The following is a 19,536-nucleotide window of genomic DNA, read 5'->3' as shown; positions in this document are numbered from 1 at the left end:
TGCGGACGTGCAGTCGCAAAGCTGTGGCTAGACTCGCGCCCCATGCGTAGCGCCAGCCCCATCCGGCAGTGGAAGACGACATCCCCTCGCGCATCGCGCGCCGACGTTCACGGCTGGAGAAGAACGACCCGGCACCCGGACCCACGAGGCGGCCGGACGCGCCTCGGCCTGTCCGCGGACCACGCCGAACACACCACGCGGGAGCCGTACCGCATAGTCGCCGAGAGGGGGGACGACGGCCCGTGAAGGCTCGGCACAAGCAGTCCCGCGACCCGCGCGCACACTGGCTGCTACTGATCCTCGTCCTGCCCGCGATGTTCGCGGCCCTGCTCTTCGAGGGCTGGACCAACCACGAGGTGGACGACGCGACGACGCGGTCCGCCTGCACCTCACCCGCGCCCGATGCCGTGGCCGGCGGCGGTCCCGTGGTGGGGATCAACGGCAACGGGATACAGACCGCCTCGATGCCCGCCCGCACCGTCGCGCTCACCTTCGACGGCGGCCCCGACCCCGTGTGGACCCCACGCCTGCTCGACCTGCTGAAACAGCACCGGGCGCGCGCCACCTTCTTCCTCTTCGGCTCCCAGGCGACCCGCCATCCGGACCTGGTGCGACGGATCCGCGCCGAGGGGCACGAGATCGGCTCGAACACCTACACCGGGGGCGCCCTCGGCGAGGCGTCGTCCGCCCGATTCTCCGCCGAACTGGACCTGACCCAGGCCGCGTTGGCGGGCACCACCGGCATCCGCACCAATCTGCTGCGGATGCCGCGGACCACCTCGCCGGACACCCTCTGCGGCCGTGAGTGGACCGCCGCGCGCCGCGCCGCCGCCCAGGGATACGTCCTCGTCGCCGCCGACAAGGGGTCCCGGAAACCGGCCCAGGGCCTGGTCCGGCAGCTCAGCCAGACCGCGACCGCGTACCGGGAGACGGAGAAGCTGCTCAAGAACCCGGGCGTCGACCGCTTCACCACCGTCTCGGCCGGCCTCCGGCTGACCCCGTACGAGCCGGTCTCGGCCTTCGAGCGCTGGCGCGGCACCGCCCTCGTCTGGGCCACCACCCTGGGGCGCGCGTTCTCGAACGCGATGACCTGGGTGCTCGGTATCGCGGGGGCCCTCGGGGTGCTGCGGCTGGTGCTGCTCGTCTTCTTCGCCCGGGCGCACGTCCGCCGGCTCGAACGCTCCAGGCCCGGCGCGCCCTGGCTGCAGGAGGTCGCCGAACCCGTGACGGTGCTCGTGCCCGCCTACAACGAAGAGGCCGGGATCGAGTCCACCGTCCACTCCCTGCTCGCCTCCGACTACCCCCAGCTGGAGATCATCGTCATCGACGACGGCTCGACGGACCGTACGGCGGAACTCGCCGAAGGCATCGAGGATCCGCGCGTGCTGGTGGTCCGCAAGCCCAACGGAGGCAAGGCCGAGGCCCTCAACACCGGTCTGGGGCACGCGAGTCACGACATCCTGGTGATGGTCGACGCCGACACCGTCTTCGAACCGGACGCCATCCACCACCTGGTCCAGCCGCTCGCGCACCCCGCCGTGGGCGCGGTCAGCGGCAACACCAAGGTCGGCAACCGACGGGGCCTGCTCGCCAAGTGGCAGCACCTGGAGTACTGCTTCGGCTTCAACCTCGACCGCCGGATGTTCGAGGTGCTGGAGTGCATGACCACCGTTCCCGGCGCCATCGGGGCGTTCCGCCGGGACGCGGTCGTCGGCGTCGGCGGGGTCAGCGACGACACCCTCGCCGAGGACACCGACCTCACGATGGCCCTGTGGCGGGCCGGCTGGCGGGTGCTCTACGAGGAGTCCGCCGTCGCCTGGACCGAAGTACCCACCTCGCTGCGGCAGTTGTGGCGTCAGCGCTACCGCTGGTGCTTCGGCACGATCCAGTCGATGTGGAAGCACCGCGGTGCCGTCCGGGAGATGGGCGTCGCGGGACGCTTCGGCCGCCGCGGACTCACCTACCTCGCGCTCTTCCAGGTCGCCCTGCCACTCCTCGCGCCCGTCATCGACGTGTTCGCCCTGTACGGCGTGCTGTTCCTCGACCCGCTCACGTCGGCCGGGGTGTGGTTCGGCTTCATGGCCGTCCAACTGCTCTGCGCCGGTTACGCGTTGAAGCTCGACGGGGAGCGCGTACGGACCCTGTGGTGGATGCCGTTCCAACTCGTCGTCTACCGGCAGCTGATGTACCTGGTCGTCATCCAGTCCGTGGTCGCGGTGCTCCTCGGCAGCCGGCTGAAGTGGCAGCGCATGAAGCGTTCCGGCACGGCGGCTGAACAGATCGAGGGTCCGACGCCGTATAAGAGCGTGCCGACGAGATGACCCCATGTGGTGAGGGACTGGACAGGGCGATGAGCGAAGGGACCGACCTGCCGGTGGGCTATGACCGGAGCGGTGGTGCGGCACAGCCTCCCAGCGGCGTCACGGGCCGGGTGGCACGCGGGAACGCGTCCTCGCCCTCGACCCGTACGGCACCACTGCCGGGCATGCCCTCGCCCGCCACCCCGGGTCGCACCGGGCACGGACGCCGGCCGCCGGGGGACGCGGGAGGCGGCAGGTCTCCCAAGCCGCCCCCCAGCCGGCGCCGCAAGGTCACGCGGCTCGCGATCCTCCTGGTCGTCGCGCTGGTGGCCTCCGCCGCCGGGACGTATGTGTGGGCCGACACCAAGCTCGACCAGGAGGTCGACCTCGGCGCGCTGCCGGACCGCCCGCAGGGGGGAAAGGGCACCAACTACCTGATCGTGGGCTCCGACAGCCGCGCCGGGCTGTCCGAGCAGGCCAGGAAAAGCCTGCGCACCGGCTCGGCGGAGGGCCGTCGCACCGACTCGATGATCCTGCTGCACACCGGCGCGAACGGCACCACGATGATGAGTCTGCCGCGCGACTCGTGGGTGACGGTTCCGCCGTACGTCCGCCCCGAGACCGGCAGGAGCTACCGCGCCGAGCCGAACAAGCTGAACGCCGCGTTCTCGCTGGGCGGCCCCGACCTGCTCGTACGGGCCGTGGAACGCAACACCGGGCTGCACATCGACCACTACGCGGAGATCGGCTTCGCGGGCTTCGTCGGGGTGGTGGACGCGGTCGGCGGAGTGGACATGTGCCTGGACCGCGCCGTCAAGGACGAGAAGTCCGGCGCGGACCTGCGCCAGGGCTGCCAGACCCTCGACGGCGCCGAGGCGCTGGCGTTCGTCCGGCAGCGCAAGCAGGAGGCCGAGGGCGACCTGGGCCGCACCCGCAACCAGCAGAAGTTCCTGACCGCGCTCGCCAAGAAGGCGGTCACCCCCGGCACGCTCCTCAACCCCGCCAGGTCCTTCCCGACACTCGGCGCGGGCCTCGACACGCTCGTGGTCGACCAGGACACGGGCCTACGGGACCTCATGTCGCTGTTCCAGGCGATGCGGAGCGTCTCGGCGGGCAACGGCAGGCAGATCAACGTGCCCGTGTCCGACCCCGGCTTCGCCACCACCAAGGGCAGCGCCGTGAAGTGGGACGACCGCCGGGCACGGCAGCTCTTCGCGGAACTGCGGGACGACCGGCCGGTGACGACGCTCCCGCCCGGGAAGTGACCCTGCCGGGCCGGAGCGCGTCGGACCTCAGGTGCGTCAGACCGGCTGCGCGGAGGAGTGCAGCGCCGGGGTGAGAACCGCCGGGTCCGGCATCCCGCGGGTGTGCGGGAAGTCGGCCGCCCGGTGCTGGAACGAGAGGATCTTCGGGTTCATGACGACGCCGTCGCGGATCTCGATGGCGTTGCTGATCGTGGCGTCGGCGTCCCATGCCGCGGGGCCGCTCATCACCTTGCGCAGATAGGGGAGCAGCGCCTCACTGATCTCCCACGTGGCCGAGTTCCACAGATGGGAGGGGCTGTGGTCCACCCCGTAGTAGTGGCAGCCGGGACCGACCGTGGGCATCGGATCGCCGAAGGTCGTCGGGCGGGCCCAGGTGAAGCCCATGCCCTCGTCGCAGGCGACGTCGACGAAGAAGGTCCCCGGCTTGAACAGGGCGAGCTCCTCGTCGGTGACGAAGGTCAGCGGCGCGTCGGTGTCCTGCCGGATGCAGTTGACGATGATGTCGAAGCCGGCCAGGTACTCCGCGAGCGGTACGGGGCCGAGCCCGGTGAGTGCCTGCAGTCGCGAGGGATCGTCCGGCCGCTCCTCGAAGTGGCCCATCACCACGGACGGCATCGGCGAGGCCACCGCGGCCGCGGCGCGCTGGGTGAGCACCGTGACGTCGGAGACCCCCATGGCGCCCAGACCCGTCACCGCTCCGCGCGCCGTGGCGCCGAAGCTGATGACCACCGCGCGCATACGGCGTCCGTAGCTGCCGGTCAGCCCGCCGAGCTGCAGGGCGTGCAGCACCGAGCAGTAGCCCGCCAGCTCGTTGTTCTTGTGGAACACATGGACACTGAAGGCGCCCGTGGACGTCCAGTGGTTCATGGCCTCCCAGGCGATGAGGGTCAGCTGGCGGTCGATGCCGAGCTGGGTCATCGTCTCGTCCTGTACGCAGTGCGGCCATCCCCACAGCACCTGGCCCTGGCGCAGTGCGGCGACGTCGTCGTGCATGGGTTTGGGCAGCAGCAGCACATCGCACTCGTCGAGAAGTTCCTCGCGCGAGCGCAGGCCGGCCACTTGCCGCCGCAGCGCATCGTCCGCGACGCCGAACCGTTCGCCGTAGCCCTGTTCGAGGAAGATCTTCTCGCGTACGTCGGGTGCGATCCGGCCGAGGTGGGCCGGGTGCAGCGGGAGGCGGAACTCGTTTTCCTTGTGGGAGGAGGCGAGTACTCCGAGACTCAGCAGGCTCATGCGCTTCCTCATCATCATTTCGTTCGTGTCATGGCGTTCGCGCCAGGTCGTTCTCGTCGTGCTGTGTGCTGTGTGGCGCGTTGTGCGTGCCGGCTGTCCGGATGGATCTCCGGTCAGGAGGCGGCGCCGGGCCGGTGCCCGCGGACGCGCTCGGTCAGCGGGAGCGGTGTCTCGGCAAGACCGTTCACCGACCCGCACGCCATGCGTGCGCACGTACCGTGGCAGGCGAGCAGCTGCTTGCCGTCGCGGTGGGAGACCACCACCGCCTCCGGGTCGGGCGTGTTGCGGTAGTCGGTGCCACAGATGAGGCAGGCCAGCCCGGAGAGCATCTCGGCGGTCGGCTCGGGGCGGCCGCGGCGGTGGCCGGAGATCGAGTCCTGTGAATACATGTGTCCGCATCCTCTTGATCGGTTCGAAGCCGTGCGCGGGACGCCGGAATGCGTCGGAAGCATCCCGGTGGGCAGAAGATTCGCTACCGCGCTGCGCGGGAACGGATGCGGAAGGAGGCGAGACGGTACGAGCCAGAAGGCATGTGCGGCCCATTTCCGGCCGGATCCGAGGTGCGCCGGCCTGTGCCGTTCCCCGAGGGCGACGCCGAAACGGATGACGGCATGCGAGGTGCGCTCGGTGCTTCCAACCGTACTCCCCTCCGGACCCGCCACGTGCCGGATCCCACACCCCGGGAACGTTGCCGACATCCCGGACGTTGTAGGGAACGGTTGTGGTTGAAGTTTGCGAACGTGGAAGCGCCCGCGGAGTTCCGGCAGCGGGCGTTTCGTCGTTTCGGGTGTTTTCTTCGACGGCTGACGACCGACAGCGCTGACGACCAACATCCCGGGACCGCGCGAGCGCGCGGCTCTCCCGAACGGCTCGTCATCTCGAAGGAGACATCACATGGCTCAAGGCACCGTGAAGTGGTTCAACGCGGAGAAGGGCTTCGGCTTCATCACCTCCGATGAGGACGGCGTCGACATCTTCGTGCACCACTCGGCGATCGACGCCGACGGCTTCCGCTCCCTGGCAGAGAGCCAGCGCGTGGAGTTCACCGCGAGCCAGGGCCCCAAGGGCATGCAGGCCGACCAGGTCCGCGCGCTCTGAGGACATCTCGTCAGGACAGGCCCGCACCTGCGGGCCTGTCCCGTGCGGCATCCGTCTGCGTCTCTCCGCACCTCTCCGTATCCAGCTGCTTCCGTACGGGCTTCCCGCGTTCGGCGCCCTGCCCCCGCGCCGGTGGAATCGGCCCGCGCGTCCCGAAAGGAAAGCCGTGAGCACTGATTTCATCAACCGGGGCACCGATCCGACGGCCCTGCACGCCCAGACGACGAAACCCCCGCCCGGCGCCCGGGGCAGCGACTACGCCGCGCTGTCCCGTGAGGTGAGGCAGCGCGGGCTGCTCAAGCGACGCACCGGCTACTACAGCGTCAAGGTCGGCGGGAACCTCCTTCTGCTGGCCGCAGGCTGGACCGCGTTCGCCCTGATCGGGCCGTCGTGGTGGCAGTTGCTGACCGCCGCGTTCCTCGCGGTGATGTTCACCCAGACGGGGTTCATCGGACACGACGCCGGACATCACCAGATCGCCTCCTCCAAGCGCGTCAACACGCTCCTCGGCCGCCTCCACGTCGATCTGCTGATCGGTCTCAGCTACGGCTGGTGGATCGCCAAGCACAACCGGCACCACTCCCACCCCAACCACGTCGACCGCGACCCCGACATCGCCGAGGGCGCGATCGCGTTCACCGAGGACCACGCCCGCGTCCGCAGCGGGGCGTACGCGTGGCTGGCCCGTCACCAGGCCTGGCTGTTCTTCCCGATGCTGCTCCTGGAGGGCTTCGCCCTGCACGTCGCCGGCGTACGGGCGGTGTTCGACCGCACCCGCACGGCGACCTCACGGAGGACCAGGCTCGCCGAGGCAGGCCTGCTGGCGGCGCATCTCGGCGGCTATCTCGCCGCCCTGTTCCTGGTCCTGTCCCCGCTCCAGGCCATGGTCTTCCTCCTTGTGCACCAAGGGCTGTTCGGGCTCTACATGGGCTGCTCCTTCGCCCCGAACCACAAGGGCATGCCAATCTTCGCCAAGGACGACAAGATCGACTTCCTGCGTCGGCAGGTGCTGACCTCACGGAACATCCGCGGCCACCGCTTCACCGACTTCGCGCTCGGCGGGCTCAACTACCAGATCGAGCACCACCTGTTCCCCTCCATGCCGCGCCCCAGCCTGCGCCACGCCCAGGAACTCGTACGCACGTACTGCGCCCGCCACGGCGTCGCGTACCACGAGACCGGTCTCCTCGACTCCTACGGCCAGGTGCTGAGGCACCTCCACGATGTCGCCGGGCCGCTGCGGCTGCGGGTGCGTCCCGAGCTGGAGTACTGAGTACCTGTCCGTCGCGTTCACGATCCGGCAATCCCGCACCCGGTGACAACGCACTCGCCATCATTGGGGCATGCAAAAGCTCGAGGCGCACGAGATGCCCCTGCACAAGGTCTTCAGCAGCGACTACGACTTCGAGATCCCGGACTACCAGCGCCCCTACGCCTGGGAGGAGGAGCAGGCGGTCCAGCTGTTGACCGACGTTGTGGAGGCACTTGACCGCGGGACCGAGGAGCCGTATTTCCTGGGCTCGGTGGTACTTGTGAAGGGAAGCGAGACGCCGAAGGCCGACGTCATCGACGGTCAGCAGCGTCTCACCACCTTGACGATTCTGTTGTCCGTGCTCCGCGATCTTGCCGAGGATCCCGAACTCCGCGGTGACCTCGACCGTTTGGTGACGGAGCCGGGCAACAGGATTCGTGGGCTGGCTCCGAGGCCGCGCCTCACCCTGCGCCACCGCGACGCCGAGTTCTTCGCGACGTACGTGCAGACGAAAGGGGCCATGGCCGCACTCCTGGCGTTGAATGTGGACACGCTTCGTACAGACGCGCAGAAGGCCGTTCTCCGTAATGCGGCTGCGATTCACCGGCAACTGGCCGGCTGGTCGGAGGCCCGTCGGCTCAGTCTCGTCCAGATGCTCGGAGAGCGAACGTACCTGGTTGTCGTCAGCACTCCCGACCTCGACAGCGCGCATCGAATCTTCAGTGTCATGAACTCCCGGGGGCTTGATCTGTCGCCCACGGACATCTTCAAGTCGCGGATCATCGGTGATCTCGGGCCTGAGGCGTCCGACGAGTGCGCCATCAGGTGGGAGGACGCCGAAGAAGCGCTGGGCCGGGACGACTTCGCCGACCTCTTCCTGCACCTTCGGATGATCTTCGCCAAGAAGCGCGCCGAACAGGAACTGCTCAAGGAGTTCCCCGAACAGGTGCTCAACCAGTATCTGCCGGGCAAGGCCGAGGCATTCGTCAACGACGTCGTCCGCCCGTACGCGGACGCCTATGAGCAGATCCGCGACACCGCCTACGAGGCAGCGTCAGGTGCGGAGAAGGTCAACGCCTGGTTCGAGCGACTGCAGCAGGTCGACAACAACGACTGGCGGCCTGCCGCCCTCTGGGCCCTGCGGCATTACGAGAGCGACCCGGCATGGTTGGACCAATTCCTCCGGGCCCTGGAACGGCTGTCGGCCAGCATGTTCATCCGACGCGTCTACACCACACCCCGGGTCACACGCTATGCCGAGCTTCTCCGCCAGCTCGATCTCGGCCAGGGACTCGACTCCCCGGCGTTCGAGCTGACGGACGTGGAGCGGGCGGAGACCCGCACCAGGCTCAACGGCGACCTGTATCTCGTGAGCAGGATCCGCAAGTACGTGCTGCTTCGGCTCGACGAACTGCTCGCCCGGGGGCAGGGCGTGACGTACGACCATCCGCTCATCACCGTCGAACACGTCCTCCCGCAGAACCCGAAGCACGATTCGCAGTGGGCCGCCCTCTTCGACGAGGACGAGCGAGCCCAGTGGACGCACCGGCTGGGAAATCTGGTCCTCCTGAACCGCTCGAAGAACTCCGCGGCCCAGAACTACGACTTCGCCGCGAAGAAGGCCAAGTACTTCACCGGCCGTGGCGGCGTCGTCCCCTTCGCGCTGACGAGCCAAGTGCTCCAGCACACCGAATGGACCCCCGACCTGTTGCAGGCAAGGCAGCAGCAGCTCGTGGAAATACTGGCCGAGGAATGGCGTTTGTGACAGCCGGTGTATGCGGGCCGCGCCCTGTCGCGACCCTGAAAACGGCCAGTTCTGGACGGGGCTGGCCGGGCTGACCTGTGACGCCGAACGCCACGGCCGAGCGCTGTGCTAGGCATGTGCTCATGCCGCTCCCGCGCTTCGTGCTCACCGATTCGCAGCGCCGCCTGCTGGCGGAGCTGGTACTTCAGCCACTCCCGCATCCAGTCGCAGGCGAAGCAGCGGAAATGGTCATACTCGCGCGAGAGCTGGATGTGAGCGAGGTTCTCCGGGATGCCCGGGAACTCGCCTTTCTGGGGCTGGCCGTGGGCGAGAACGGTGAGATGGCTGCCACTGATCTGGGCGCAGCCATTCACTATCGGGCGCTTCACGAGGCCGCGGAGTCCCTGTTGTCCGATGTGGTGCGGCTAGTCACAGCTGTTGAGGACGACGATCCCCGTCTTACACGCGTCGTGCGGCATCTGGCGCAGGGCGAAGTCTCGCTGGACCAGGCGCTTGCGAGCATGGACAGGGAGACCTGAACCAGGGATCGCCTCATTCGCCGTCGCCGTCTGCTTCTGGATCGAGAAACAGTCCACCGGTCGCGCGCAGCCTCGCTTTGCGAGCCGCCGGGCGCACCGGCAGGACTCCCGCGCTCTTGAGGTCTGTCTCGGTCACGGTCGGACCGGCCAGGATCTCCGAGAGCAGGTCGGCCTGAACAGGAGCGAGATCGGTGAGCCGCCGCAGCACGGAGAGCAGCTCGATTAGCTCGCCGGTCCATTCCGGAGGCCAGCTCTCGACATGGATGTCGTCCAACGGGCTGGTCTTCTTGCTGTTCGGTGACGCTTTGCGGTAGCCGAACCACTTCTTGACGACCTCCATGCCACCGACGTCGTACGTCCACACAGCCTCGGGCACCGGACTGAATGCTCCGTCACCGACGTGCAGCGTCTCGGTCTCGGGTTCGTAGCGGATACGAGCCGGGAGCACATTGCCGATGTGGGTCACGTACTTCACCTGCCGTACGTCACCGAGGGCAAACCCGATGTCCTCGGCCGGACGTCCTGCCGCCGGATCCGCACACCGCTCGCCGAAGGTGGACGCCCACACCAGCTCGCGACCGAGCGCCACTGCCCTCTCCCACAGTTCGCCGACGCGGGTGAGGGGAAGGCGTACGCCAGGAGTCAGCAGTTCCTCCGTGAACCGCTCGGTGAAACCGGAGTGCCCGGCAACGGCGAGGGTGTAGACCGCCAAGTCGTACGGGCTGACGTTGGCGCGGTCGAGAGTCCGGGCGAGGTGTGACAGGAGACCGGTAGGGGCATTGGGAGTGCCATCGGGATGCAGCAACGGCATGATCCGGCCGCCGCGGCCGTTGAAGTGGTGCGTATCGGGAATCAGATGTGTCGCCACCACTGCGGGACCCGAGCTGATCTCATGTGACGACTGCTGGTTGAGAAAGAGTTGACCGTCCTGTTGGGATGCCCAGAGATCGGGGCGAGGGCGGTCGAGTACGCGGTTGTCGGCGATGAGGTACTGGCGGTCGAAGCTGCGCAGGGCTGTGCGCACGAGTTGCGGGGAGGTATGGGTTTCCTCGGCGAGGGGGCGGGCCGGAGAAGCCGTGCCCGGTAACGGCTGTCTTCTGTCTGTGAGTTTCCGGTCGTCCGTCTCTTTGAACAGTACGGCCTTCTGCGCCGGGTCCGACTCGCGAATGAGCCGGGCCCACCTCCGGCGCAGGATCTCGGCCGAAGGCGCGCTCACCCAGGAGCGATTCGGTTTGGTTCCCGGACTGCCCCAGGGAAACAGGTCGTTGAGTTCGGGGAAGTCCTCCCAGCCGGACTCCGTGGTCGGAGTCAGGGGGCGCGTTCCCTGCGTATGGGTGTCACGCCACTCGTCGTCATCGAGGCGGATCTGCTTGAGCTGCCTGAACTTGTCGGCGCGTGTCCCGGTCACGGCCCGGTAGTGGATGTGGGCCCGGTGTCCCGGCCCGCGTTCCATGCCCGCCCTACGGACGAAGATGTAGATGGCGAGTGGCTGGGCTACACCGGGGAACACCCGGGTCGCGATCTCGGGCCGCTGGCCCTCGGGGGAGAGGTTGATGACCCACCCTTCGTCGCAGGTCCGCCGCAGATAGTCCCGCATGCCCCGGCCGCCGGGTCCTGTGGCCCACCCCGATGGCGTGATGAGACAGACCACGCCGTGTCGGTCGGCTGGGTGGGCGTCGAAGACCTTCCAGGTGGCCCAGCGCCAGAAGTACACGTACATGTTTTTGAGAACGTGTTCATAGCGACCGTTGCCCTCGTACCGAAAGGCGTCGAGTATGGGCGGCTCTTTCCCCTCAGGCCGCTTCTCCACCCAACCGCCGCGGCCCTCCGCCTTGTCGTCGTAGGGCGGGTTCGCGGTGACGGTGGTGACCGGGATGTTCGCCTTGACTTGGTTGGCGCGTTTGCGTGAGAGGGAGAGGGCTCCGTATGTCGAGGCCAGGTACTCCTCCTCCACATGAGGATTGTCCAGGGTGTCCGTGACGAAGAGGTTGAGGCCGCCCTGGGGTAACGGCACCTTGTACTTCTTCAGCAGGTCTGACGCGCGTAACTCGGATACCGCGAAGGGCCCCATCTGCAGCTCGAAGCCGAACAGGCGGGACGCGAGCCGGGAGATGGCGTCACGGGCCATCGCCGGGCCGTGCCGCTCGACAGCCTGCTCGGCCACCCGCTCGATGATGGTGTGGAGGAACGTGCCGGTACCCATGGCAGGGTCGACGATTCGTACGTCTTCCGCCGCGAACCCCAACTCCTGATCCAACCGCGTGCGGAGTACGTCCTCGGTGAGGCGGACCATCTCCTCGACGACCTCGCGCGGCGTGTAGTACGAGCCGCTCTTCTGGCGAAGCATCGGGTCGTAGACCGTGAGGAAGTGTTCGTACAGATGGAGGTAGGCATCCCGATTGCCGCTCCGGATGGCGGGCCAGACCACTTTGGCGATGGTGCGGGTCAGTAGGTCGAGGGTCACGGTGAAGCGTTCGTTGACGTTGTCCGTGAGCAGTTGGAGGGCCTTGCCCATGAGGGCATGGTCGGCGTCCAGGCCGCGGCCGATCTCATGGAACGAGTCGGGCTTCAGCGGGATGTCCTCCGTGCGCGCCAGCAGCAGAGCGAAGGTGACGGTCTGGGCGTAGCCGTCAGCAAAGGTGGCGTCGTCCGCCGACGGGAACAGGTACCTGCGCCAGTCGTTCTTGAGTCCGGTGAAGGGCCGCGCTCGCATGTCGTCGTCCGGGGCCGACGATCTGGCCTCGGCGGACAGTTGCTCCACTACCGCGGCTCGCAGCAGCCGGCACAGCGGCGCCACGTGCTGCACAAGGCGGGCCGCCTGCGTGATGGGCTCGGGCTTCCACATCAAGAACTGCTTGAGCAGAGTGTCGAAGGCAGCCGGTTCAGCTGCACTCAGCTTGTCACCCGCGCTCTTGAGGTGGCCCGCGAAGAGAACCGTCTCGCCGATTTGCCGGCCGTCGCGGAAGAGACGCCATTCCGTCCCGTTGGAGTACAGCAGGTTGGGCAAGTCCCGGAGTTTCTCCCACTGTTGACGGTTGCTCTTGCCGAAGGTATTCGGGTCCACGGACAGGCCGGGGCGTTTCAGTTCGATGTAACCGATGATGTCCTGCCCTGCCCGGACCGCGTAATCGGGGCGCACTCCGAGGTCCCGCAGGGCGTACTCGTCGTGCCAGGTCACCTCGTGCTGTTTGTGGTGTTCGCCGACGGTCTGCAGCAGGACTTCCAGCGGACCGCGTATTGAGGCCTCCGGACTGCCGCCGCCCGACAGCTTCTGCCTGCACGACGCGCCGAAGCGTGCAATGGCAGAACGCAGCCACTCGTACTCGTCTCTCTGCATGGGCTCCCCAGGAAGAGGCCGTCGTAGACGATGGTCGTTGGCTCAACTTCCTTATTTTCATGGGGCATCGGGGGAAAGTCAGGGGTGCTGCAAGCTCTTTCCAAAGGAATATGCGCTGCGGTGGGCGCGCGGTCTGGCCCTGTGCCCCTCGGCGTGCGCCCGGCTCACTTCCCGGCGCCGAGCAATAGAGGGCTGGACGTACCGGTACCGCAAGCCCCTTGAGGGAGTGCATCGTGCTGATGCCGACGACAACCGGATCGGCCGCCGCGTTGCCGCGCAGCCGCATGACCGGGATCCCCGGCCAGCCGGTTACGCGTGCAACGAGCGCATCGAGCTCGGTGTCCACTGTTGTGACGCCGTACCTCGGGGCCGTTGTCGTGCGCGGTGCCGAGCGGTAGTCAAGGAGGGTCTCGCGCATGGAGCGGTAGTTCTGGCGCATCTTCGTCGACCGATCCGAGACCGCGATTCCCACGGCCTCATCGGGACGCGGCAGGCGCCACTGGGCGGAGGTGCAGCCCTGTGCCTCGTCGCCCACGACGTGCTGGTACGCGTACCTTCCGCCCGTTGTCGATCGGTGGCCGTCCAGTAGGCGCAGAGGTGCGTTCGCCGCTCACCTGCAGCGCCTTGCCACGGCCGTGCCGTTCGCGCACCTCGTACGACTCCGGAAATCGCAGGTCCTGAGCCAGGGCCACGTGTTTGTCGTCCTGTGCGAGGGCCTGCGCGGTGCCGGTGAGTACTTCAAGTCCAGCCGGTGTCAGGCATGAATGGCGGTCGGGTGAGCCACGCCGTGGACGCGCTTGCCGAGCAACGGTGGCTGAGCCTCAGGTGGCTGAACCTGATCGATGCGGTCACAAATTCGTACAGTCGGGCAAGAGTGAGAAATATCCCAACTGTGGTGCGTGATGGGGCTAATGTACGCCTCGATACGTGAGCCGCACCGGACCGGGGTGGGCTGACGTGGGGGGGTGATATGGCACTGCTCGAACGCAGCCAGCCGTTTCTTCCTGCCCTTAGGTCAGCGGAGCGCGAGTCGCTCATGGGCCTTGGCGGCAGGCAGGTGTTCCCGCCCGGGAACCACCTGTTTCAGGAAGGCGAGCGCGGCACGCATGTGCTCGTCGTGCTGCGCGGCTGGGGGGTGGTGTCCACCGCGACGCAACGCGGCACCGCCAGGCTGACACTAGGCCTGCGTGGTCCCGGTGAGCTGTTGGGGGAAATGGCCGCACTGGACAGTCAACCGCGCAGTGCCACCGTGACCGCGCTCGGCGTCGTCGAGACACTACTGGTTCCGGGCGATCGGTTTCGCCGGTTCCTGATCGAGAACCCGCACGCCAGCGGCCTCGTGATGAGCCAGCTGTCGTCCCGACTGCGCAGTGCCGACGGGGAACGCCGGTCTCTCGCGTCGCTGACAGTGCTTCAGCGGCTCGCCGCCAGGCTGCTGGAACTTGCCGAGGGGAGCCCCTCCGCGTCGGGGTCCAGCGCCTGTCCGGGCGTGAGTCTGGCTCAGGAGGACCTTGCGGCGGCGGTCGGCGCGACGCGCGAGGCGGTCGCGAAAGCCCTCGGGTTGCTCAGGAACCAGAAGATCGTCCGCACTGGAACGCGGCGGGTGGAGATCACCGACACAGATCTGTTGCGTCTGCTGGCCGGAGGGTACGCCGCCCCCTCGGACGGCCGCCTGGAAGGGCAGGACGGATAACAAGGAGGGCCCGCCTGCGCGCCGACGCGGACCGCGATCCGCGGACTGGCCGCTCAGGGCATGTAAACGGTCACAGACGGCGCGGGTTTACACAGAGAAGCTGATGGCAGTGGCGCAGAGGCACACGCAGGGGGACGGCTATGAGTGACGACGACATCAAGCCCGCGACGTACCAGCTGGTGATCAGTGTGGACGCACGGAGGTCGGGCGAGTACGACGACGGCGACAAACCGGAGCTGCGCAAGCAGCTCTACCACGTGGTCGAACCCGCGTTCCTCAAAGCCGGTGCGGTGGGTGGCTCTGTCCACATGGAGGACCGGGGGGACGGCATCCTGGCAACGGTCGCTGCCTGTGTGCCGCCCTCCGGTCTGCTCGGCGTCTGGCTCGTGGAGGTGCACGAGCAGCTCCGGGCGAGCAACCGGCGGCTGGCGCGTCCGCTGGGGTTACGGGTGGGCATGCACGTCGGCCCGGTCCGTGAGGATTCCCGGGGAGTGAGCGGACGCGCCGTCGACCTGGCGTGCCGGCTGGCCGACTGCGATGAGGCCAGACGTCTGATGGACGCCGTGGAGGCCGACCTGATCTGCGTCGTCTCGGACTCGCTGTACCAGGACGTGGTGAGACCTGGCGGCTGGGGGATCAGTGCGGAGACATACCGGCCGGGCCCCGCGCGGCTCAAGGAGGGGGACGTCACCGCGTGGTTCCACCTTCCGGGGCTGGGCCGGGCGCAGTCGTCCGCCACGGATCTCCGTGAGAGCTCCGACCGTACGGCCGACGACGTCACGGACGATGTGCCGGAGCCCGGCACGGGCTACGTCACCATCGGGCGCGACCAGCACAACCACAACCAGCCGGTCTACCGGGCCCCCGTGCACTTCGGGGACACGCACGGGGAGGCCGGCCATGAGTGACGAGGCCGCGGGCGGCGCCCGGGAGCCTGCCGTCGGCCCGGCCGAGCCGGAGCGCCCTGCGCCGAAGAACGGCGCGGAACCGGGGCGCGGGGACCCGCAGAAGGCCAGAGCCAAGGACGCCGACGCCAAAGACGACAAAGAATCCATGGACGACGGCGCCGATCAGGAGAAGCGTGAGCGCGAGCTCAGGGAACGCGAACGCGCCGAAAGCCTGTTCCGCGAGGTGGGAAGTGATCCCCGTGAGGAGGGCGAGAGGGACGCGGCGGACGCGGCGGCCACCGCCCAGGCGCACCGCTCGGCCAGGGCCTCCTTCGACATCCGCCGTGACCAGCACAACTTCCACCGGCCGGAGTTCCACGCCGCACACTTCGGCGACATCAACCTCAGTCTCGAGTCGCTGCGGGCGACGGCCGTGTTCAGCGGCCCGGTTCCCGAGGAGGAGCTGGAGCGGCTGCGCCGGGTGTACCAGGAGCCGGCGGGCTTCGGGGATCTGGAGCAGGCCCTGCGCGCCCGACGGCTGCTGGTGCTCGTCGCGGCGCCGGGCAGCGGCCGTACGTGCACGGCGCTGGTCCTGCTCGACCAGGTGACCGCCACTGCACCGGACCCTGAGAAACCGCGGGCCGACCCGTTCGCGCCGCGTGTGTCCCGCCTCGACCCGCGCACCGTCCTTTCCGAACTCACCGCCGACAACCTGAAGGAACGGGGGACGGGCCACGGATTCGTCCTGGAGATCCCCGAGGGCAATGACGGGACCCTGATGCCGGCCGAGGTCCACCTCGACGCGCTCGCGGCGGCGCTGAAAACGTGGAACTCGTACGCCGTCGTGATCGTCGCCTCAGGTGCCGCCACGACCGCGTTGCTGTCCGGGCGCTACGGCGTGCTCTGCCCTGCCGCCCCCACCGACGAGTTGCTGGCCTCCCGACTGGAGGAGCATCTGGCGTCGTTGTCCGCAGAAGCGGGAGCGGACAGCCACGCCGACGCACTGCGGCGGGCTACTGAGCTCGCGTACGAGCCGGACGTCAGCACCGCCCTCGGCCTGGAGGAACTGCGACCGGCGGAGGCCGAGACACTGGCCGACCTGCTGGCCGGCCACATTCTCGGCCGGCTCTCCCGGGACGACCTGCTGGCCGGGTGCGGCGGCTTGGCCGACCGCCAGGCCCACGCCTGGTTCACGGGGCTGGACCGGGAGATCGGCAGTGAGTACAGCCCCGGTGTTCCCTCCGCCGCCGCCGTGATGTACCCGGCGGCCTTCCGCATCGCCCTGTCGGTGTTCAACGGCTCGACCCACGGCATCGTCGCCGAGACCGCCCACGCCCTGGCCTGGGAGCTCGCGGTGAGCCGTGAACCGGAGCGTGCACCCGCGCGCCCTCTGTTCTGCGACGACCAGTCGGTGGCGTTGGGACTGTCCCGGGCGGCACTCGCCGAGGGACGCGTCCTGGTGGCCGACGTACCCGTGCCCGTGCGCACTGTCCGATTCCGGGGCGGCGCACTCCCCACGGCCGTGCTGAAGGAGGTCTGGACGCGGCACCACGCCGCCCGGGCTCCCGTTGTGCGCTGGCTCCGCTCGTTCGCCGACGACCCCCGGCCGCAGGTGCGGATTCGCGCGGCGGTCGCCGCCGGGGAACTGTGCGTCCACGACTTCGAGCACGGATTCGAGCAGCTGATCCGCCCCATGGCCACCGCGTCCGGGGCCCGACGCCGGATGTTCGCCGCCGCCGCGCTGGACCAGGCCGCCCGCCACGACTCGCATCGGGCAGGAATCCAGGCGCTGGTCAGGGCGTGGGCCGGGGCCGAGTCCTCGCCACTGCGCTGGACCGCCGCGGTGACACTGGGGTACGGGCACGCCACGACGACGGTCGGTTCCGCGCTGGACCTGCTGGCCCGGATCGCGACGCGGGACGACGGCGAGCACCTGTCCGTCGTGTCGCACAGCACGGTGCTACTCGCCGCCGGCTCCGACGACATGACGGTGCTGCGTCGCGTCGCCACCTGGGTGCAGGGCCGCCGCAGGGACCGCCAGGATCAGAATCTCGGGCTGCTCAGCGTGGCCCGGCTGGCCGCCACCAGAGTCGGCGACATCTGGGACGACAGTGCCGCACCCGACCTGGCGGAGTATCAGAAGTGGCCGCTGGCCCTGGCGTTGACCGTGGCGCGGGAGGGCCGCACGGTCCCGGTCGCCGACCTGCTGTGGCACGCCCTGCGGGTGCTGCGTTCGCGCGAGGCGGTGGGCGCTTCGCTCAGCGCCTGGATACGCCAGGCCGCGGAGGAGGACGGCGAGGAGATGTCCGCGGGCTTGGACGACCTGCTGCCGCTGCTGGTGGACGACAGCGAGGACCGGGAGCAGTTGCGCTGGCTGATCAACCGGATGGTGGAGGACGAGGACGACCCGCTCCCCACCGAGCAGGCACGACGTATCTGGCGGACGGTCGAGCCGGGGCCGGCGCCGCGGGCAGACCGGGAGAGGGAGCGGGTATGAACATGGACCGTCGCGAGCTGATCCTTCCGGAGCAGCTCAGGGGACCCTTCCAGACCGAGTACGACCCCGCCGGCACCTTCCGGCACCCCGGTTCGCAGCTGACCTCGGTGCTGTTCTACCGCAGCGGTGGCTACAGCGTGGTCTCCGCCATGGGGACGGAGCACTTCGGCAAGCGCTTCGGGGCGAAGCCGTACACCGTGATCGAGGTGGCGCGCGGTCAGCACACCACCAGTTTCGAGTTGGAACTGCCGGCCGCGGGGGGCGCCGCGTTCTTTCGGGCCCAGGTCGATGTGCAGTGGATCGTGATCGACAACTTCCGGGTGGTGGACCAGCGCCTGGTGGACGTCGCGGAGGTGCTCGGCCCGCAGATCAAGAAGCGTCTGCATCAGGTCTCGGAGCGTTTCGTGGTGGAGGACGCCCAGCGCGCCAACCAGGCGGTGAACAGCGATCTCGAAGCGGGGGAGTGGCGGGACCTGGGCGCCGATGTGGGGCTGCGGACCAAGGTGTTCGTACGCATGGCGGTGGACGACAAGGCCGTCCGGCAGGCAGAGCAGGATCGTGACCTGCGGTGGGAGCAGCACGAGGTCAAGGTGAAGCAGGAGACCGCCCGGCTGAAGGAGCGTCACCAGAGCGAACTGCTGACGCTGCGCATGGAGTTCTTCCGGGCGATGATGGCGGGCGGCCAGGGGGCGCAGATCAACTACATGCTGGCGCAGGACGACGCCAACGCGGGCGCTTTCCTGGAGGCGCTGCGGCAGGAGAAGCGCAGCGACCAGGCCGAGATGCTGGACCGGGTCATGCAGTGGGTCTCGGAGGGCGTGATCCAGTCCCCGGACATCGAGCGCCAGGTACGCAGGATGCTGCTCAGCGGTGGCCGGGTGCCCGACGAGCCCGGGCGGGAACTGCCTGAGCGGATCGAGATCCAGCGGGTCCAGCCGGAGGAGACGTATTTCTCGGCCCCGGACTCCGGCCCGGGGAACGGGATCGGTGAGACAGCCGATTCCTTCGATCCGGACGACTGGCGGTCCGCGCGCGGGGAGCGCGCCCACGACGATCCCCCGGCCGCGGAGCCGGATTGGGGCACGGGCCCGGCCGACGGGGAGGCCGGCAGCGCGGAAGGGTCCTCGTCCCAGTCGTCGGCCCGTTCCCGCGAGGAGCGCAGGAAGAAGTTCGAGTGGTAGTGGAACCGGCCGACCGCTACGTCGCCGAACGGCTGCTCATGGCCGCGCGGGAGGACGTCGGCCGCGCTGACAGCAAGGCCGCGGTGCTGCTGTCCGGCGCGCTGGCCCTGCCGGCCCTGCTGCTGGGCGGTCGCTGGCGGCCGACCGGCCTCGACCGGTCCGGGGTGGTGCTGCTGGCTTCGGCGGGGGTGCTCTGGCTGGCCGGGGTGGGCTGTCTGGTGATGGTGGTGCTGCCGAGGCTCGGTACCAGCCGGACCGGCCCCGGGCTGACGTTCTTTGCGGACTTCCTGCACAGGGACGGGCCCGAGGCGCTGTCGGTGCGGGTGGGCGAGGCGGCCAGGGACCCGGTCCACTGGCTGGTGGTCCAGACCCTGGACATCTGCGTGATCCTGGCCGCGAAGTACCGATGGCTGCGCTGGGGGGTCGGCGCGCTGACGCCGGCGGCGGTGCTGGCGGCATGCGGGTTGGCCGCGGGCTGACAACCCAAGAGCGCGTGGCCTGACTGAACGT

14 protein-coding genes are annotated in these 19,536 nt (G+C 68.8%); 11 read left to right on the top strand and 3 right to left on the bottom strand.

Annotated elements, in window-relative coordinates:
- Positions 1 to 242 precede the first annotated feature (242 nt).
- Positions 243 to 2,321, top strand: coding sequence for a glycosyltransferase (locus ACH4YP_RS03460; protein ID WP_398489130.1), 2,079 nt, complete (start codon positions 243 to 245; stop codon positions 2,319 to 2,321).
- Positions 2,322 to 2,350: 29 nt separating this feature from the next.
- Positions 2,351 to 3,565 carry an LCP family protein gene (locus ACH4YP_RS03455; RefSeq protein ID WP_361061613.1) on the top strand — a complete coding sequence of 405 codons (1,215 nt, stop codon included), beginning with the start codon at positions 2,351 to 2,353 and terminating at the stop codon, positions 3,563 to 3,565.
- Between the two features lie 36 nt (positions 3,566 to 3,601).
- On the opposite strand, the gene ACH4YP_RS03450 is transcribed toward ACH4YP_RS03455, so the two are convergent.
- Together ACH4YP_RS03450 and ACH4YP_RS03445 are read right to left on the bottom strand one after the other, a co-directional pair.
- Positions 3,602 to 4,798, bottom strand: coding sequence for a N(5)-(carboxyethyl)ornithine synthase (locus tag ACH4YP_RS03450; protein ID WP_361061610.1), 1,197 nt, complete (start codon positions 4,796 to 4,798; stop codon positions 3,602 to 3,604).
- Between the two features lie 113 nt (positions 4,799 to 4,911).
- On the bottom strand, positions 4,912 to 5,187 hold the full coding sequence (locus ACH4YP_RS03445; RefSeq protein WP_361061607.1) for a hypothetical protein: 276 nt from the start codon (positions 5,185 to 5,187) through the stop codon (positions 4,912 to 4,914).
- Between the two features lie 505 nt (positions 5,188 to 5,692).
- On the opposite strand from ACH4YP_RS03445, the gene ACH4YP_RS03440 reads away from it, so the two are divergent.
- The 4 genes from ACH4YP_RS03440 (at position 5,693) to ACH4YP_RS03425 (ending at position 9,431) form a co-directional block, all read left to right on the top strand.
- Positions 5,693 to 5,896, top strand: coding sequence for a cold-shock protein (locus tag ACH4YP_RS03440; RefSeq protein ID WP_361061604.1), 204 nt, complete (start codon positions 5,693 to 5,695; stop codon positions 5,894 to 5,896).
- 166 nt (positions 5,897 to 6,062) lie between these two features.
- A complete protein-coding gene (locus ACH4YP_RS03435) occupies positions 6,063 to 7,169 on the top strand; it encodes a fatty acid desaturase family protein (protein ID WP_398489128.1) in 1,107 nt (368 codons plus the stop codon).
- Positions 7,170 to 7,239: 70 nt separating this feature from the next.
- A complete protein-coding gene (locus ACH4YP_RS03430) occupies positions 7,240 to 8,913 on the top strand; it encodes a DUF262 domain-containing protein (protein WP_398489127.1) in 1,674 nt (557 codons plus the stop codon).
- A gap of 122 nt (positions 8,914 to 9,035) precedes the next feature.
- On the top strand, positions 9,036 to 9,431 hold the full coding sequence (locus ACH4YP_RS03425) for a hypothetical protein (RefSeq protein WP_361061598.1): 396 nt from the start codon (positions 9,036 to 9,038) through the stop codon (positions 9,429 to 9,431).
- A 13-nt stretch (positions 9,432 to 9,444) separates the two neighbouring features.
- On the opposite strand, the gene ACH4YP_RS03420 is transcribed toward ACH4YP_RS03425, so the two are convergent.
- Positions 9,445 to 12,768: a type ISP restriction/modification enzyme gene (locus ACH4YP_RS03420; protein WP_398489126.1), complete on the bottom strand. Its 3,324-nt coding sequence runs from the start codon at positions 12,766 to 12,768 to the stop codon at positions 9,445 to 9,447.
- A 970-nt stretch (positions 12,769 to 13,738) separates the two neighbouring features.
- On the opposite strand from ACH4YP_RS03420, the gene ACH4YP_RS03415 reads away from it, so the two are divergent.
- The 5 genes from ACH4YP_RS03415 (at position 13,739) to ACH4YP_RS03395 (ending at position 19,505) form a co-directional block, all read left to right on the top strand.
- Positions 13,739 to 14,461, top strand: a complete 723-nt coding sequence (locus ACH4YP_RS03415) for a Crp/Fnr family transcriptional regulator (RefSeq protein WP_361061594.1) — start codon at positions 13,739 to 13,741, stop codon at positions 14,459 to 14,461.
- Positions 14,462 to 14,601: 140 nt separating this feature from the next.
- Complete coding sequence (locus tag ACH4YP_RS03410) at positions 14,602 to 15,369, top strand: hypothetical protein (protein ID WP_361061592.1); 768 nt, start codon at positions 14,602 to 14,604, stop codon at positions 15,367 to 15,369.
- Positions 15,362 to 17,845 carry a hypothetical protein gene (locus ACH4YP_RS03405; RefSeq protein WP_398489125.1) on the top strand — a complete coding sequence of 828 codons (2,484 nt, stop codon included), beginning with the start codon at positions 15,362 to 15,364 and terminating at the stop codon, positions 17,843 to 17,845. Before ACH4YP_RS03410 ends, ACH4YP_RS03405 begins: the two co-directional genes overlap by 8 nt.
- On the top strand, positions 17,842 to 19,026 hold the full coding sequence (locus tag ACH4YP_RS03400; protein WP_361061588.1) for a hypothetical protein: 1,185 nt from the start codon (positions 17,842 to 17,844) through the stop codon (positions 19,024 to 19,026). Before ACH4YP_RS03405 ends, ACH4YP_RS03400 begins: the two co-directional genes overlap by 4 nt.
- Positions 19,020 to 19,505 (top strand): Pycsar system effector family protein, encoded by a 486-nt coding sequence (locus ACH4YP_RS03395; RefSeq protein ID WP_398489123.1) that lies wholly within the window; start codon positions 19,020 to 19,022, stop codon positions 19,503 to 19,505. The genes ACH4YP_RS03400 and ACH4YP_RS03395 overlap by 7 nt, the downstream gene beginning before the upstream one ends.
- The last annotated feature ends 31 nt before the right edge of the window (positions 19,506 to 19,536 follow it).

This window comes from Streptomyces sp. NPDC020747 (genome assembly GCF_044334695.1).
In the GTDB taxonomy this organism is placed as follows: domain Bacteria; phylum Actinomycetota; class Actinomycetes; order Streptomycetales; family Streptomycetaceae; genus Streptomyces.
Note: the sequence above shows the minus strand (reverse complement) of the source record. Positions and strands in the feature narration are given on the sequence as shown.

Coding starts and splice junctions, on each gene's coding strand:
- ACH4YP_RS03455 (WP_361061613.1), top strand. CDS start 2,351: ATGAGCGAAGGGACCGACCTGCCGGTGGGCTATGACCGGAGCGGTGGT.
- ACH4YP_RS03450 (WP_361061610.1), bottom strand. CDS start 4,798: ATGAGCCTGCTGAGTCTCGGAGTACTCGCCTCCTCCCACAAGGAAAAC.
- ACH4YP_RS03445 (WP_361061607.1), bottom strand. CDS start 5,187: ATGTATTCACAGGACTCGATCTCCGGCCACCGCCGCGGCCGCCCCGAG.
- ACH4YP_RS03440 (WP_361061604.1), top strand. CDS start 5,693: ATGGCTCAAGGCACCGTGAAGTGGTTCAACGCGGAGAAGGGCTTCGGC.
- ACH4YP_RS03430 (WP_398489127.1), top strand. CDS start 7,240: ATGCAAAAGCTCGAGGCGCACGAGATGCCCCTGCACAAGGTCTTCAGC.
- ACH4YP_RS03425 (WP_361061598.1), top strand. CDS start 9,036: ATGCCGCTCCCGCGCTTCGTGCTCACCGATTCGCAGCGCCGCCTGCTG.
- ACH4YP_RS03420 (WP_398489126.1), bottom strand. CDS start 12,768: ATGCAGAGAGACGAGTACGAGTGGCTGCGTTCTGCCATTGCACGCTTC.
- ACH4YP_RS03415 (WP_361061594.1), top strand. CDS start 13,739: ATGGCACTGCTCGAACGCAGCCAGCCGTTTCTTCCTGCCCTTAGGTCA.
- ACH4YP_RS03410 (WP_361061592.1), top strand. CDS start 14,602: ATGAGTGACGACGACATCAAGCCCGCGACGTACCAGCTGGTGATCAGT.
- ACH4YP_RS03405 (WP_398489125.1), top strand. CDS start 15,362: ATGAGTGACGAGGCCGCGGGCGGCGCCCGGGAGCCTGCCGTCGGCCCG.
- ACH4YP_RS03400 (WP_361061588.1), top strand. CDS start 17,842: ATGAACATGGACCGTCGCGAGCTGATCCTTCCGGAGCAGCTCAGGGGA.